The 15060-nt window shown below is 68.4% G+C and carries 14 protein-coding genes; 10 read left to right on the forward strand and 4 right to left on the reverse strand.

What is annotated here, in order from left to right:
- The first annotated feature begins 58 nt into the window (after positions 1-58).
- From BO226_RS04315 to BO226_RS04340, 6 genes are all read left to right on the forward strand, one after another.
- Positions 59-610 (forward strand): DUF1360 domain-containing protein, encoded by a 552-nt coding sequence (locus BO226_RS04315; protein WP_006552558.1) that lies wholly within the window; start codon positions 59-61, stop codon positions 608-610.
- A 176-nt stretch (positions 611-786) separates the two neighbouring features.
- Entirely contained in the window at positions 787-2319 is a 1533-nt protein-coding gene (locus BO226_RS04320; RefSeq protein WP_071934685.1) for a CoA-acylating methylmalonate-semialdehyde dehydrogenase, read from the forward strand.
- An 11-nt stretch (positions 2320-2330) separates the two neighbouring features.
- Positions 2331-3485, forward strand: coding sequence for an acyl-CoA dehydrogenase family protein (locus BO226_RS04325; RefSeq protein ID WP_019288954.1), 1155 nt, complete (start codon positions 2331-2333; stop codon positions 3483-3485).
- The gene (locus BO226_RS04330; RefSeq protein WP_071934686.1) at positions 3482-4546 is read left to right on the forward strand and encodes an enoyl-CoA hydratase/isomerase family protein; all 1065 of its coding nucleotides are present in this window, start codon (positions 3482-3484) and stop codon (positions 4544-4546) included. The genes BO226_RS04325 and BO226_RS04330 overlap by 4 nt, the downstream gene beginning before the upstream one ends.
- Positions 4543-5451: a 3-hydroxyisobutyrate dehydrogenase gene (mmsB, locus tag BO226_RS04335; RefSeq protein ID WP_071934687.1), complete on the forward strand. Its 909-nt coding sequence runs from the start codon at positions 4543-4545 to the stop codon at positions 5449-5451. Before BO226_RS04330 ends, mmsB begins: the two co-directional genes overlap by 4 nt.
- Positions 5448-6224 (forward strand): enoyl-CoA hydratase, encoded by a 777-nt coding sequence (locus BO226_RS04340; RefSeq protein ID WP_006552563.1) that lies wholly within the window; start codon positions 5448-5450, stop codon positions 6222-6224. Before mmsB ends, BO226_RS04340 begins: the two co-directional genes overlap by 4 nt.
- A gap of 76 nt (positions 6225-6300) precedes the next feature.
- Here the strand turns inward: BO226_RS04340 and BO226_RS04345 are convergent, their stop codons facing one another.
- The 4 genes from BO226_RS04345 to BO226_RS04360 all read right to left on the reverse strand — a co-directional run bounded on the left by BO226_RS04345 (position 6301) and on the right by BO226_RS04360 (position 10016).
- Positions 6301-6828, reverse strand: a complete 528-nt coding sequence (locus BO226_RS04345; protein ID WP_071934688.1) for a MarR family winged helix-turn-helix transcriptional regulator — start codon at positions 6826-6828, stop codon at positions 6301-6303.
- Positions 6829-6900: 72 nt separating this feature from the next.
- Positions 6901-8049, reverse strand: coding sequence for a sulfotransferase family protein (locus BO226_RS04350; RefSeq protein WP_019288956.1), 1149 nt, complete (start codon positions 8047-8049; stop codon positions 6901-6903).
- Between the two features lie 12 nt (positions 8050-8061).
- Complete coding sequence (locus BO226_RS04355; protein WP_071934689.1) at positions 8062-8853, reverse strand: SDR family oxidoreductase; 792 nt, start codon at positions 8851-8853, stop codon at positions 8062-8064.
- Positions 8850-10016: a hypothetical protein gene (locus BO226_RS04360; RefSeq protein WP_064061224.1), complete on the reverse strand. Its 1167-nt coding sequence runs from the start codon at positions 10014-10016 to the stop codon at positions 8850-8852. Before BO226_RS04360 ends, BO226_RS04355 begins: the two co-directional genes overlap by 4 nt.
- A gap of 82 nt (positions 10017-10098) precedes the next feature.
- Here BO226_RS04360 and BO226_RS04365 point away from each other — a divergent pair, with 82 nt between their 5' ends.
- The 4 genes from BO226_RS04365 to BO226_RS04380 all read left to right on the forward strand — a co-directional run bounded on the left by BO226_RS04365 (position 10099) and on the right by BO226_RS04380 (position 15047).
- A complete protein-coding gene (locus tag BO226_RS04365; RefSeq protein WP_071934690.1) occupies positions 10099-11040 on the forward strand; it encodes an IclR family transcriptional regulator in 942 nt (313 codons plus the stop codon).
- A 115-nt stretch (positions 11041-11155) separates the two neighbouring features.
- The gene (cysD, locus tag BO226_RS04370; protein ID WP_039587744.1) at positions 11156-12088 is read left to right on the forward strand and encodes a sulfate adenylyltransferase subunit CysD; all 933 of its coding nucleotides are present in this window, start codon (positions 11156-11158) and stop codon (positions 12086-12088) included.
- Positions 12088-13923 (forward strand): adenylyl-sulfate kinase, encoded by a 1836-nt coding sequence (gene cysC / locus BO226_RS04375; RefSeq protein ID WP_071934691.1) that lies wholly within the window; start codon positions 12088-12090, stop codon positions 13921-13923. The genes cysD and cysC overlap by 1 nt, the downstream gene beginning before the upstream one ends.
- Positions 13920-15047, forward strand: coding sequence for a 3'(2'),5'-bisphosphate nucleotidase CysQ (locus BO226_RS04380; RefSeq protein ID WP_006552572.1), 1128 nt, complete (start codon positions 13920-13922; stop codon positions 15045-15047). Before cysC ends, BO226_RS04380 begins: the two co-directional genes overlap by 4 nt.
- Positions 15048-15060 lie beyond the last annotated feature (13 nt).

Genomic DNA, 15060 nt, shown 5'->3' on the forward strand with positions numbered 1-15060 from the left:
CGTGAAGGTGACGGCTCCGGTCGCGCCACCGACAGCACATGCCACGAGTGGAGGATTCATGCGGACTCCGGAAGCATCGTCGACAGCGCGGGAGAACGCCGAACGTGCGGTCGATGCGGTCCAGCAGGAGGCCGACACCTATCGGAACGGGGAGGATCGACCCCTCGGTGGATATGCGGTGCTCATGTCCGTGTACCTCACCACTGTCGGCACGCTCGGCGCCGTCGCGGCAAAGCGCGGGCGGCCGATGCCGAAGCCCGATGCCGGCGATCTCGTGGTGACCGCGCTCGCGAGCCACAAGGTCTCCCGGATCGTGAGCAAGGCGGCGGTGACCAGTCCCGTCCGCGCACCGTTCACGAAGTTCGACGGCCCCGGTGGTCCGGCCGAGGTGATGGAGCAGCCCCGCAAGTCGTCGCGGGTCCGTCACGCCGTCGGGGAACTGCTGGCCTGCCCCTTCTGCCTCGACCTGTGGACGGTGACGGCGATGGTCTTCGGCCGCGTCTACGCTCCGAATCTCACGCGTCTGGTGGCGGGTTCGTTCGCGGCGCTGACCGGAGCCGACTTCCTGCACCTGGCGTACGCGAAGGCGCAGCAGATCGCCGAGGGCTGATATCGGCCCCTCGCGCATCGACCGTGCGTGAGGGTGCCGGCCGATCCGGTCCGGTGTGACGGTAGACATACGTGGACTTCCAACTATAGGATGAGCGAAGACTTCGGGCCTGGGCCCGTTCGTGCCGAAATCGCACACCCCACGTCATCGCACACCAGTAAAGGACGGGATCGGACATGAGCGTTCGAGAATTGACCCACTTCGTCGGCGGGCAGCACGTCGCCGGCACCTCCGGCCGCTTCGCCGACGTCTTCGCCCCCAACACCGGAGAGGTCCAGGCCCGCGTGCCGCTCGCGGCCGACTCCGAGGTCGACGCCGTCATCGCCAACGCCGCCGAGGCGCAGAAGGTGTGGGCGTCCTGGAATCCGCAGAAGCGCGTGCGCGTCCTCATGAAGTTCGTGTACCTCGTGCAGGAGAACATGGACGAGCTCGCCCACCTGCTGTCGAGCGAGCACGGCAAGACCGTCCCCGACGCGAAGGGCGACATCCAGCGCGGCCTCGAGGTGATCGAGGTCGCGATCGGCGCCCCGCACCTCCTCAAGGGTGAGTACACCGACTCCGCAGGCGGCGGAATCGACGTGTACTCGATGCGTCAGCCCCTCGGCGTCGTCGCCGGGATCACCCCGTTCAACTTCCCGGCCATGATCCCGCTGTGGAAGGCCGGCCCGGCGCTCGCCGCCGGAAACGCGTTCGTGCTCAAGCCTTCCGAGCGCGACCCCTCGGTGCCGCTCCGTCTGGCCGAGCTGTTCCTCGAGGCCGGCCTGCCCGCCGGTGTGTTCAACGTCGTCAACGGCGACAAGAGCGCCGTCGACTACCTGCTCGACGACCCGCGCATCAAGGCGATCGGCTTCGTCGGCTCGACCCCCATCGCGCAGTACATCTACGAGACGGCCGCGAAGAACGGCAAGCGCGCACAGTGCTTCGGTGGTGCGAAGAACCACGCGATCGTCATGCCCGACGCCGACCTCGACCAGGTCGCGGACGCACTCGTCGGCGCCGCCTACGGCTCGGCCGGTGAGCGCTGCATGGCGCTGTCCGTCGCCGTCCCCGTGGGCGAGGAGACCGCGGATCGTCTCGTCGCCAAGCTCACCGAGCGCATCGCCGAACTGCGTATCGGCACCAGCTTCGACGAGAAGGCCGACTTCGGTCCGCTCGTGACCGCCGCCGCCCGCGACCGCGTGCACGGCTACATCGCCCAGGGCGTCGAAGAAGGCGCCGAGCTGGTCGTCGACGGCCGCGACTTCGTCCTCGAGGGCCACGAGAACGGCTTCTTCTCGGGCGCCACCCTGTTCGACAAGGTCACCCCCGAGATGTCCATCTACAAGGAGGAGATCTTCGGCCCCGTGCTCACCGTGGTGCGTGCGCGCGACTACGAGGACGCCCTGCGCCTGCCCACCGAGCACGAGTACGGCAACGGCGTCGCGATCTTCACCCGCGACGGCGACACCGCCCGCGACTTCGCCGCCCGCGTCGAGGTCGGCATGGTCGGCATCAACGTCCCCATCCCCGTCCCGATCGCGTACTACACCTTCGGCGGCTGGAAGGCCTCCGGCTTCGGCGACCTCAACCAGCACGGCCCCGACGCCTTCCGCTTCTACACCAAGACCAAGACGGTCACGCAGCGCTGGCCGTCCGGTGTCAAGGAAGGCGACATCGAGGGTGCGCACGTGGCCGACACCGACCACTTCGTCATCCCGACGATGAACTAGGCGGTCCATCGATGTTCGTTCTCACCGACGACGACCGGGCGATCCGCGACACCGCCCGGGACTTCGCCACCGAATATCTGGCCCCGAACGCGGTCGAATGGGACCAGAGCAAGCACTTCCCCGTGGACGTGCTGCGCAAGGCCGCCGAACTGGGCATGGGCGGGATCTACGTCCGCGAGGACGTGGGCGGATCGGGGCTGCGACGCCTCGACTCCGTCCGCATCTTCGAGGAGCTCGCGAAGGGTTGCCCGTCCATCGCCGCCTACATCTCCATCCACAACATGGTCACGTGGATGATCGACAAGTTCGGCAACGACGACCAGCGCAAGCAGTGGATCCCGAAGCTCTGCACGATGGAGAACCTCGCGAGCTACTGCCTCACCGAGCCGGGCGCCGGATCCGATGCGGCGGCCCTGAGCACCAAGGCCGTTCGTGACGGCGACGAGTACGTGCTCACCGGAGTCAAGCAGTTCATCTCCGGGGCCGGCACGTCCGACGTCTACGTGGTCATGGCCCGCACCGGCGATACCGGCGCCCGCGGTATTTCGGCGTTCATCGTCCCGAAGGACACCACCGGGCTGTCCTTCGGCGCCAACGAGAAGAAGATGGGCTGGAACGCGCAGCCCACCCGCCAGGTCATCCTCGACGGCGCCCGCGTGCCCGCCGAGAACCTCCTCGGCACCGAGGGCGGCGGCTTCCGGATCGCCATGCACGGCCTCAACGGCGGCCGCATCAACATCGCCGCGTGCTCGGTGGGCGGCGGCCAGACCGCCCTCGACCGGGCGGTCGCCTACCTCGCCGAGCGCAAGGCATTCGGCGAGCGGCTGCTCGACTCGCAGGCGCTGCAGTTCCGCCTCGCCGACATGCGGATCGAACTCGAGGCCGCACGCACGATGCTGTGGCGTGCCGCCGACGCGCTCGACCGTGGCGCCGACGACGTCGTGGAGCTGTGCGCGATGGCCAAGCGCTTCGCCACCGACACCGGTTTCGAGGTCGCGAACGAGGCGCTGCAGTTGCACGGCGGATACGGTTACCTTGCCGAGTACGGGATCGAGAAGATCGTCCGCGACCTGCGCGTGCATCAGATCCTGGAAGGAACCAACGAGATCATGCGGGTGGTCGTCGCGCGGAGCGTGGTGGCCGCAGCGCAGAACGGAGCGGCATGACCGGGCAGGAACCCGAGATCCTCATCGACGTGAAGGACGGCATCGGCCGTATCACGCTCAACCGGCCCAAGGCCATCAACGCCCTCAACCACGCCATGGTCCTCGAGATGTCGAAGGCCCTGAGCGCGTGGGAGAACGACGATTCGGTGCGTGCCGTGCTGGTGCGCGGTGCCGGTGAGCGCGGCCTGTGCGCCGGCGGCGACATCGTCTCGATCTACCACGACGCCAAGGACGGCGGCACGGGATCGCAGGACTTCTGGCGCGACGAGTACATCCTCAACGCCGCCATCGGTCGTTACCCGAAGCCGTACATCGCGATCATGGACGGCATCGTCATGGGCGGCGGCGTCGGGATCTCGGCGCACGGCAACGTCCGGATCGTCACCGAACGCTCGAGCATCGCGATGCCCGAGACCGGAATCGGATTCGTTCCCGACGTCGGCGGCACCTACCTGCTCTCGCGCACCCCCGGCGAGATCGGCACGCACATCGCGCTGACCACCGGACGGATGAAGGCCGGCGACGCCGTCACCCTGGGCTTCGCCGACCACTACCTGCCGTCCGATTCGCTCGACAAGTTCGTCGCCGCACTCGAATCCGGCCCGCTCGAGGACGCGCTCGCCGAATACTCGCAGCCGGCACCGGAATCGGCGCTGCTCGGGCAGCGCGAATGGATCGAACCGGCGTACTCCGCCGACACCGTCGAGGAGATCGTCGAACGCCTTCGGGCTTCCGATGTTCCGGAGGCACGGGAGACCGCCGGCCAGGTGCTCGCGAAATCGCCTGTCGCGCTGAAGGTGACCCTCCGCTCGCTGCGTCACGCCCGGCAGCTCGGCAGCCTCGAAGAGGTGCTGAACGAGGAGTTCCGGGTCTCGACCGCCTCGCTGAAGTCGCACGACCTCGTCGAGGGCATCCGCGCACAGGTCGTCGACAAGGACCGCAACCCGCAGTGGTCGCCGGCGACCCTCGCCGATGTCACCGAGGCCGACGTCGACGCCTACTTCCAGCCGCTCGGCGATCTCGAACTCGGGCTCGCCGCTTCCAAGGAGAACGACCGATGAGTGAACTTCCCACCGTCGCCTTCCTCGGCCTCGGACACATGGGTGGGCCGATGGCCGCGAACCTCGTCCGCGCCGGGTACACAGTCAACGGTTACGACCCGGTTCCCGCTGCGCAGGAAGAGGCCACGAAGAACGGCATCACCGTCGCCGAGACCGCGACCGACGCGGTGCGCGGCGCCCAGGTCGTGATCACCATGCTGCCCAAGGGCAAGCTCGTCCTCGACCTGTACGACGAGATCCTGCCTGCGGCCGAGGCGAACACGTTGTTCGTCGACAGCTCGACCATCGACGTCGCCGATGCCCGCGCGGCGGCGGAGAAGGCACGCAAGGCCGGTCACCGTGCCGTCGACGCCCCGGTCTCCGGCGGTGTCGCCGGTGCCGCCGCAGGCACCCTCGCGTTCATGGTCGGCGGCGGCGAGGACGACTTCGCCACCGCGAAGCCGCTGCTCGAGGCCATGGGACGTAAGATCGTCCACTGCGGCGGGTCGGGCAACGGCCAGGCCGCGAAGATCTGCAACAACATGATCCTGGGCATCTCGATGATCGCCATCAGCGAGGCGTTCGTCCTCGGTGAGAAGCTGGGCCTCGACAACCAGGCACTGTTCGACGTCGCGTCCAACGCGTCCGGTCAGTGCTGGGCGCTGACGAGCAACTGCCCGGTGCCGGGCCCCGTCCCGACCACCCCCGCGAACAACGACTACACGCCGGGCTTCGCGGCCGCGCTCATGGACAAGGATCTCGGACTGGCCGCGAACGCGGTGCGCGCCAACGGTGTCGAGGCCGAACTCGGACTGCGTGCAGCCGAGCTCTACCATCGTTTCAACACCGAGGGTGGTGGAGGACTCGACTTCTCCGCCATCATCACCGACATCCGAGACCGCTCGACCGTGAAGGACAGCCAGTGACCGATTTCGAGACCATCCTGCTCGACCGCAAAGGCCGCGTCGGCATCGTCACCCTCAACCGGCCGAAGGCGCTCAACGCCCTCAACAGCCAGTTGATGCGTGAAGTCGTCGCCGCCGTCGAGGAACTCGACGCGGACGACGAGATCGGTGCGATCCTGCTCACCGGCTCGGAGAAGGCGTTCGCCGCCGGCGCCGACATCAAGGAGATGGCTCCGAAGACCTTCGCCGAGGTCTACGCGGAAGACCTGTTCTCGCAGTGGGATCGGCTCTCGTCCGTCCGCAAGCCGATCGTCGCTGCGGTGTCGGGCTACGCGCTCGGTGGCGGTTGCGAGCTGGCGATGCTGTGCGACTTCATCATCGCGTCCGACACCGCCAAGTTCGGTCAGCCCGAGATCAAGCTCGGCGTCATCCCGGGCATCGGCGGATCGCAGCGTCTCACCCGCGCCGTGGGTAAGGCCAAGGCCATGGACATGTGCCTGACCGGCCGCAACATGGACGCCGAGGAGGCCGAGCGCGCCGGACTCGTCTCGCGCATCGTTCCCGCCGCCGAACTGTTCGACGTGGCGCTCGAGACGGCGACGACCATCGCGTCGATGTCGCTGCCGGTTGCGATCATGGCGAAGGAGGCCGTCAACCGGTCCTTCGAGACGACGCTGGCCGAGGGCGTGAAGTTCGAGCGCCGCGTGTTCCATTCGACGTTCGCCACCGCCGACCAGAAGGAAGGCATGGCGGCCTTCGTCGAGAAGCGCGCGCCGGAGTTCAAGCACGCCTGATCCGCACCACCCGTACACGACGAAGGGCCGCCCCGAACGGGGCGGCCCTCCTCGTTTCTCGGCAATCTCTCGCGCCTCACCACTTGGAAGGCGCACCGCCGGTGTCGAAGTCGCCGGCGTCGTGCCGCATCGTCGCGATGATGCGCAGCAGTGTGTCGATTTGCTCCTCCGGAATGCCGGGCCGGGCGAAGACCTCCGTGTTGAGCTTCTCCGTCGCCTGGATCGCCAATGCCCGTCCCTCGTCGGTGAGTTCGATGAGTGTGGCCCGTCGATCGCTCGGATGCGGGGTACGCCGGACCAGTCCGGCCTTCTCGAGCCGGTCGACGGCATTGGTGACGCTGGTGGGGTGCACCTGCAGGCGCGCGCTGGCCTTCGCCATCGGCAATGCTCCCGACCTGGTGAAATGCAGCAGCGTGAGCAGTTCGTAGCGGGCGAAGGTCAGGCCGAAGGGCTTGAGCACCTCCTCGACCCGCGCCATCATGATCTGCTGTGCCCGCATCACCGAGGTGACCGCGGCCATGCCGTCCGCGACTTCGCCCCAGCCGTGGGCGGTCCACTGGCGGTGGGCTTCGGCGATGGGGTCGAGGGGGAGTGGTGCGGGCATGCCTCCATCATCCCACGGACGAACGCGCAGGTAGCCAGGGCACACCGGTTTCCGGTGCCTTTCCTGCCGGGTTCAGCGGTACGCGTAGTCGCGGAAACGTTCGTCGACCTCGCCCACACTCAGCCCGAACTCCTCGAGCGTGTACCGGTGCGCGGGTTTCCTTGCCCCGCTGCGGCTTTCTTCGTGCAGGTCGGCCATCGCGCGTTCGGCCTCCGCGGTGAACGGCAGACCGAACCGGTCGTACAGGCCGCCGACGGTGCCGAGTGGATCGGCGACGAAATCCCGGTAGTCCACGTCGACGAAACGGGCGGGATCGTGCCGGCGGCGCACCTCGGTGAAATGATCGAAACCCCGTGCCCAGAGGTCGAGCTGGCTGCGCCCGATCGTCTCACCGACGAACGCGTCGGACCATCCCTCTGTGGCCTGCGCCGCGAGGCTGCACACCGACGGGATCACGGTGCGCGGATCTCGATGGGTGACGACGACGAGCGCGTCCGGATACACCGTGAGCAGTTCGTCCAGTGCGAACAGATGACTGGGATTCTTGAGCACCCACCGCTTGTCGGCGTCCGGCAGTCCGATGAGCTGCAGATTCCTCCGGTGCCGGGCATAGGCCGCGGTCCAGTCCTGCTCCGCGAGCCACTGCGAATAGGTGGGCAGGTGGGCCAGGCACTCGTAGGAGATCGAGCGGAACGACTGGCGCAGCAACTGCCAGCATTCCTCGACCTCGGCGGCCGACATGTAGTGCACACCCATGAATTCGGGATGCTCGACGTGGTGCTGTGCGAATCCGGCCTCGATCCCGGCGAAGACGGGATTCTCCGCCCAGGTCTCGCGAGGAGGTCGCGGTTGCGGCATCTCGGTCAGCCACATCTCGAGCCCCTGATGGGCGGGATCCGCGGCGAGTAGGCGGTGCAGTGCCGTCGTGCCGGTACGGGGCAGGCCGGTGACGAAGATCGGCCGGGTGACCGGGACGTCCGCGTGCTCGGGATGGGCAGCCCAGGCAGATTCCGACAGCAACCGCGCCACGAGGGCGCCGCGCAGGAAGACCCGTGACATCTTGCTGCCGAGCGGGGTGAGCTTCTCGTCCCGCGCATACGACTCGAGCAGGACCTCGAGCCCGTCACGGTAGTCGTCGTCGCCGAGATCGGTCAGGCCCGTCAGGCGGGTCGCGGAAGCGTGCAGATCCTCGACGCTGCCGACGGTGGTGCGTTCGCTCATGTGCTTTCCCGTTCAGTGGTGGTATTCGCCGCAGTTGACGTCGAGGCACTGGCCGGTGATCGCCGACGCCATCGACGAGGCCAGGAAGATCACCGCATCCGCGATTTCCTCGGTGGTCGGGAGACGCTTCAGATCGGAGGCGGCGGCGGTGTGCTCGTAGATCTGTTCGACGGTGGTGCCGTACTTTCCCGCCTGGTGTTCGAAGTACCCCTGCAGGAGCGGCCCCCAGATGTACCCCGGTGCAACGGAGTTCACCCGGATTCCCTGCGGTCCGAGTTCCGTCGCCAGGGACTGCGACATCGCCAGCAACGCCGACTTCGCGAGTTTGTAACTGCCGTAACGTTCCTGGGAGTGCCGCAGCACCATCGAATTGATGTTGACCACCGCGCCGGCCGACTCGGCGAGGGCGGGGGTGAACAACTGCGTGAGCCGCAGCGCGCCGAGGACGGTGAGCTCCACGCTGTCCCGGATCTGCTGGAAGTCGGTGCGCGCCAACAGTTTCATCGACGGAACGGAGAACGCGTTGTTGACGAGCACGTCGACACCACCGAACTCCGAGACCGCAGACTCGACAAGGGCGGCGGCGGACTCGTCGTCGGTGATGTCGGTGGGCGCGACCAGGGCCCGGCGGCCCGTGCTCTCGACTTCCGCTGCAACCTTCTCGAGCCGCTCCCGGGTCCGGGCGGCGAGCACCACGTCGGCGCCGTGTTCGGCGCACCGCAGCGCGAGGGTGCGCCCCAGTCCCGGGCCGACACCGGAGATCACGACGACGCGGTCGCGGAGCAGTCCCGCTGCCGCGCTCATGCGAGCATCCGATCGGCGACGCCCCGCTGACGGTCCGCGATGCGCTGCGCCCAGGCCTCGGGAGTGATGCGGTTCGAATCGTGGAAGGGCAGGACCTCGGAGAGCCGGTCGAACGGCACCACCTCGGCGGTCGGGCCGTCGGCTGCGGTGAGTTCGCGATCGAGGCGCTGCCAGCGGAACTGCAGGATCCCGCGGCTGCGGCCGAGGGTCTCGACCCAATTGGTCAGCCCCGGATCGCGGGCCGAGACCACGATCCGGACCATCCCGTCGGGATCGACCTGCGCCTGACTGTTGTTCAGGGAGGTCTGGTGGTGGATGTAGTCCAGGGAGATGTACCAGAGGCTGCCGATCTGGAAGCCCAGATAGGGCGCGTCGCTCGCCGGGAGGGTCAGGACCATCGCCTCGTCGTCGCCGAGTTCGTAGTGCCCGACGGATGAGTACTGCGTGTCGAGACCACCTGGGGTGCGGCGCGGCTCGGTGACCGTGTTCACCGGCAGCTTCAGGTAGAACCACTCGGGGAACTGCAGCCAGGTCTTCACCCGCGAGACCAGTGCGCGACCGGCGCGTTCGTAACGGGTGACCGCGTCCTGGTGGGTGGGTTCGGGTGCCGGGGTGCCGAGACTGTCGAGCCGGTGGATGCTCAGCATGCCGCGGCGCTGCGTCCAGTCGCTGTAGACCTCGCGGACCACGAGCTGCGACGAGCCGGGCGCGAGCGGGAAGTAGTTACGTTCCGGGTCTCGTGGGCCGGGTCCGAACCGCACCTGGAAGGTGCCGTCGTCGGCGATGGTCAACGCGCGGTCGTCGAAGGCCGTGACGTTGCCGGGCACCTCGGCGTCGGTGTAGTTGCCGGCCAGCACCTGGAAACTGAGATCGCAGGTCGTGCCGCGGCGCCCGGCGACGACGTACTCGGCGTCGTCGCGTATCGATGCGCCCCAGTACAGGGTGTCGGGATTGTCGAGGCCCATCTTCGCGTAGGGGCCGGTGCCGGTGACGAAGACCGGATGGGATCGGCTGTACGCGAAGGTGGCGTGGACGCACGCCGAGATCCCGCCCGCCAGATATCCGTATCCCTCGACGAGGTCCTGTTCGGTGCGGATGTGCGGGGCTGTGGCGACGAGCTTCTCGGCCTCGGCTATCGCCGCGGTGAGCGGATCGGTGAGCACTACGATCTCCTGTGGTCCAAATATGTACCGCTGCGGTAGTCTTCCGTTGCGCCGAGAGTAGAACGTGTTCCAGGGAGGGTCAATGGCTCGTCGCGAGACCGAGACACTCGGGAAGCCGACCGCCGGGGCGGGAGCCGCCCGCCGGTCGCCGCCCACGGAACGCGTCGTGCAGGTCCTCGACCACCTCGTCGCGCGACCCGGCGTCCGGTTCGGACTGTCGGAACTGGCGCGCGAACTCGATCTGAGCAAGCCCACCTGCTTGGGCATCCTCACCGTGCTCGCCGACGCGGGTTATCTGATCCGCGACCCCGTCGACAAGACCTACGGTCTCGGGCCGGCACTGATCGTCGCGGGACGCGCAGCCCAGCGCGGCTTCGCGTCCGGGCCGGTCGCCCACCGGCATCTCGCCGCCCTCTCCGAGGAGTTCGCCGTGATGTGCTCTGCGTCGGCGGTCGTCGGCGACCGGATCGCGGTGCTCGACGTCATCGGTGGCCACGGCACGGCCGCGGCGGCACGCGTGGGGGAGGTGTACCCCTTCGCGCCCCCGGTGGGGCTGATGTACGTGCTGTGGGACACCGACGAGCGCATCGAACAGTGGCTACGGCGAGAGCCGACCCTGCCCGTGACCGTCGACCGCGACGAGCTGTGGCGGATCGTCACCGAATGTCGCCGGACAGGTTATCTGACGGAGTCCCTCACTCCCGGCGGCCGTCGCCTGTACGCGCTCATGGCGGGAGTGGTCTCGCACGACCTCGCGCCCGAGATGAGGGAGATGCTGGCGGAACTCGTGGCCGGCCCCGGCGAGCGCGTGCTGCTGCCCGACGCCTTCGCCGCGGGGGAGAAGCGGGCGGTCAACCTCGTGGCCGCCCCGGCCTACGATCCCGACGGCCACCAGTCGCTCGTGCTCACGCTGCACCTCGAGCGGGAGGTGGACGCCGCCGGGATCGAACGGTACGGCGCGGCACTCGTGGCGGTCGCGGATGCGATCACCGCGGATCTCGGCGGACACCGGCCACCGCGCTGACGGAGGGCTGCGGAGACCACCCGTTGACCTGGAATTGAAACTCGTTCTACTGTTGCGGAGTAATCTTCGACCGCATCGGTACACATGTGTACCGAGCCGGGTGAGAGGGGCGCGAGTGACCACGGTGCCACCGCAACGACCACCGACCTACGAACTTTCGCTGCTCGGTGCGCTCGAAGCCGAGTCCGTGCACATCTTCCGCGAGGTCGCCGCGACCTTCTCCCGTCCCGTCCTGCTGTTCTCGGGTGGTAAGGACTCCGCGGTGATGCTCCACCTCGCGGCCAAGGCGTTCTGGCCGGCGCCGCTGCCGTTCCCCGTCCTGCACATCGACACCGGGCACAACTTCGACGAGGTGATCGACTTCCGCGACCGCACCGTCGAGCGCCTGGGGATCCGGTCGATCGTCGCCTCGGTGCAGGACGACATCGATGCCGGGCGTGCCGTCGAGGACGACGGACCGCACGCGACCCGCAACCGGCTGCAGACCGGAACCCTCCTGCGCGCGTTGCGGGAAGGGGGATTCGACGCCGTCTTCGGGGGTGCTCGTCGCGACGAGGAGAAGGCCCGCGCGAAGGAACGCGTCTTCAGCCTGCGCGACGAGTTCGGGCAGTGGGACCCGAAGGCGCAGCGACCCGAACTGTGGCAGCTGTACAACGGCCGGCACCGCCGCGGCGAACACATGCGGGTCTTCCCGCTGTCCAACTGGACCGAACTCGACATCTGGCGCTACATCCGCGACGAGGGCGTCGACCTGCCGTCCCTGTACTACGCCCACCGGCGACCGGTGATCGAGCGCGACGGAATGCTGCTCGCGCACAACCGTTTTCTTACCCTCCTCCCCGGGGAGACTCCGCGCGAGAGCCTCGTCCGGTTCCGCACCGTCGGTGACGCGACGTGCACCGGCTGCGTCGAATCCGCCGCCACCACCGCGGACGAGGTGGTCACCGAGGTCTCCGCCAGCAGGGTCACCGAACGCGGCGCCACGCGGGCGGACGACCGGATCTCCGACGCCGGAATGGAAGACCGCAAGAGGGAAGGCTATTTCTGATGTCCCCCCTGCTGCGCATCGCCACCGCCGGCAGCGTCGACGACGGCAAGTCCACGCTCATCGGCCGATTGCTGTTCGACTCGAAGGCCGTCTTCGAGGACCAACTCGAGGCGGTGACCCGCACGAGCCTCGACCGCGGCGCCGACCGCGCCGATCTCGCGCTGCTCACCGACGGCCTGCGCGCCGAACGCGAACAGGGCATCACGATCGACGTCGCCTATCGCTATTTCGCCACGGCGCACAGAACATTCGTCATCGCCGACACTCCCGGTCACGAGCAGTACACGCGCAACATGGTCACCGGGGCGTCCACCGCAGACCTGGCACTCGTCCTCGTCGACGCCCGCAACGGCATCGTCGAGCAGACCCGCCGGCACGCCTTTCTCGCGTCGCTGCTCGGGGTGCGGCACGTGGTGCTGTGCATCAACAAGATGGACCTGGTGGACTGGTCGCAGAGCCGGTTCGACGAGATCTGCGACGAGTTCCGGAATCTCGCGGCGAAGCTCGACATGCCCGACCTCGCCTTCGTTCCCGTCTCCGCCCTGCACGGCGACAACGTCGTCTCCCGCACCGCGAACATGCCGTGGTACGAGGGGGCTTCGCTGCTGCACCATCTCGAACAGGTCCACATCGCGTCGGACACCAACCTCATCGATGCCCGACTGCCCGTGCAGTACGTCATCCGGCCGGGCGAGGGTGAGCACCGCGACTTCCGCGGCTACGCCGGGACGGTCGCCGCCGGCGGATTCGCGCCCGGCGATGAGGTGGTCGTTCTCCCTTCCGGTTTCGGAACGCGGGTGCGAACGTTGTGGGGGCCGGGCGGGACGGAACTCGAGCACGCCTTCGCCGGTGCGGCGGTGTGCGTCGAACTCGAGGACGACCTCGACGTCGGACGCGGCGACATGCTGTGCCGCCCCAACAATCGTCCGCTCGTCGGCCACGAGATCGACGCCATGGTGTGCTGGTTCGACGAACGCTCCGCCCTCGATCCGGACGCCCGCTACGCCCTGCTGCACACCACGCGCTCGACCACCGCGCGGGTCGCGCGGCTGGACTACCGCCTCGACGTCAACAGCCTGCACCGCGACGAGGCCGCGACGACGCTCGGTCTCAACGAGATCGGCCGCGTGCAATTGTGGACGCAACAGCCGCTGCTGTTCGACCCCTACCGGCGCAACCGCACCACCGGAAGCTTCGTGCTCGTCGACGAACGTACCGGCAACACCGTCGCGGCCGGAACGATCACCGGCCCGACACTCGCCGACACGGCGGTGGTCTGGCACTCGGCGGCGGTCTCACGGCCCGAACGGGGGACGGCCGGGGCGACGGTATGGCTCACCGGGCTGTCCGCCTCCGGCAAGTCCACCCTCGCCGTCGAACTCGAACGACGACTGCTCGCCGAGGGCATCCCCGCCTACCGCCTCGACGGCGACAACCTCCGGCACGGCCTCAACGCCGACCTCGGCTTCGGTCCGGAGGACCGCGCGGAGAACGTCCGCCGCGTCGGTGCGGTCGCACAGCTGATGGCCGACGCCGGACTCGTCGCGATCTGCGCGCTCATCAGTCCCTACCGTCAGGACCGCGACCGCATCCGCCGGCAGCACGAGGAGTCCGGGATCCGGTTCGTCGAGGTCTTCGTCGATACGCCGCTCGCCGACTGCGAGGCCCGCGACCCGAAGGGCATGTACGCGCGGGCACGTGCCGGTGAGATCACCGGTTTTACCGGCGTCGATGATCCCTACGAACCACCGTCCGATCCCGAGCTGGTCGTGCGCCCCCACGACGGCACGCCTGCCGTGCAGGCGGGCCTCGTCGTGGAATTGTTGAGGCCATGACGCACGACAACAGCGACGACGCTCGGCTCGCGGCCGAGACGGCTTCCGGCGCAGGTGAACTGCTGCTCACGGTCCGCGCCATCGAATCGGATGCCCTTACCGGGCGCGAGCTGGGCCGGCGCGGCGACCACGCCGCCAACACCTACATCCTCGAACGGCTGGCGACCGCGCGGCCCGGCGACGCGGTGCTCTCGGAGGAATCCGCGGACGATCCGGCCCGGGTCGGCGCCGACCGCGTCTGGATCATCGACCCGCTCGACGGGTCGAAGGAGTACGGGATGCCCGACCATGTCGACTGGGCGGTTCACATCGCGCTCTGGGAGGCAGGACGAGGGCTCACCGCCGCCGCGGTCGCGCAACCGGCGATCGGCGTCGTCCACAGCACCGCAGATCCGGTCCCGGCGCCGCGGCCGGCCCGCCGTCGCCCCCGCATCGTCATCAGCGGGAGCAGGCCGCCCGCCTTCGTCTTCGATCTGGCCCGCGATCTCGGTGCCGATCTGATCCGGATGGGGTCGGCCGGTGCCAAGGCCATGGCGGTGGTCCGCGGGGAGGCCGACGCCTACATCCACGCCGGAGGTCAGTGGGAGTGGGATTCGGCGGCGCCGGTCGCGGTCGCGCGCGCTGCGGGTCTGCACTGCGCGCGGATCGACGGCAGCGAACTCGAATACAACCGGCCGCACCCGTATCTGCCCGACCTCGTGATCTGCCGCGCAGACTGGGCACCGGAGGTGATGTCCGCGCTGGCCGCGCACGCCACCGGGCCGACCGACAGCCCCCGCGCCGCGATGGCACGCGCATACATCCGATCCCTGGTCAGCCACGACGCGTCCCACGTCCGGCTCGCCGAGGACGCCTGGCGGGTCGAGAACGGGGAACGCACCGGCGACAGCGGCATCGAGATCCGCGACCGCCTCGAGAACGGCCCGGAATACCGGCCCATCCGCCGCGTCCGCGACCTGCAGTTCCGCGAATGGCACCACAGTGTCGTCGCGCGGTTCGTCCTGGACATCGCAGCAGGTCCGGGCGCCGAGACGTCGGTCGCGGTGACCGAGCACTTCGACATCCCGGCGGGGGAGATCCGATCGATCGTGGCGATCATCGAGCCCGCGCAGGGTAATAGTTGAATTCATTATTGTA

This window comes from Rhodococcus sp. 2G (assembly GCF_001886355.1).
GTDB classification, from domain to species: Bacteria; Actinomycetota; Actinomycetes; order Mycobacteriales; family Mycobacteriaceae; genus Rhodococcus; species Rhodococcus pyridinivorans.

Bases quoted from the DNA above. Each gene is read 5' to 3' on its own strand.
- BO226_RS04315 (WP_006552558.1), top strand. From the start codon at position 59: ATGCGGACTCCGGAAGCATCGTCGACAGCGCGGGAGAACGCCGAACGT.
- BO226_RS04320 (WP_071934685.1), top strand. From the start codon at position 787: ATGAGCGTTCGAGAATTGACCCACTTCGTCGGCGGGCAGCACGTCGCC.
- BO226_RS04325 (WP_019288954.1), top strand. From the start codon at position 2,331: ATGTTCGTTCTCACCGACGACGACCGGGCGATCCGCGACACCGCCCGG.
- BO226_RS04330 (WP_071934686.1), top strand. From the start codon at position 3,482: ATGACCGGGCAGGAACCCGAGATCCTCATCGACGTGAAGGACGGCATC.
- mmsB (WP_071934687.1), top strand. From the start codon at position 4,543: ATGAGTGAACTTCCCACCGTCGCCTTCCTCGGCCTCGGACACATGGGT.
- BO226_RS04345 (WP_071934688.1), bottom strand. From the start codon at position 6,828: ATGCCCGCACCACTCCCCCTCGACCCCATCGCCGAAGCCCACCGCCAG.
- BO226_RS04350 (WP_019288956.1), bottom strand. From the start codon at position 8,049: ATGAGCGAACGCACCACCGTCGGCAGCGTCGAGGATCTGCACGCTTCC.
- BO226_RS04355 (WP_071934689.1), bottom strand. From the start codon at position 8,853: ATGAGCGCGGCAGCGGGACTGCTCCGCGACCGCGTCGTCGTGATCTCC.
- BO226_RS04365 (WP_071934690.1), top strand. From the start codon at position 10,099: ATGGCTCGTCGCGAGACCGAGACACTCGGGAAGCCGACCGCCGGGGCG.
- cysC (WP_071934691.1), top strand. From the start codon at position 12,088: ATGTCCCCCCTGCTGCGCATCGCCACCGCCGGCAGCGTCGACGACGGC.
- BO226_RS04380 (WP_006552572.1), top strand. From the start codon at position 13,920: ATGACGCACGACAACAGCGACGACGCTCGGCTCGCGGCCGAGACGGCT.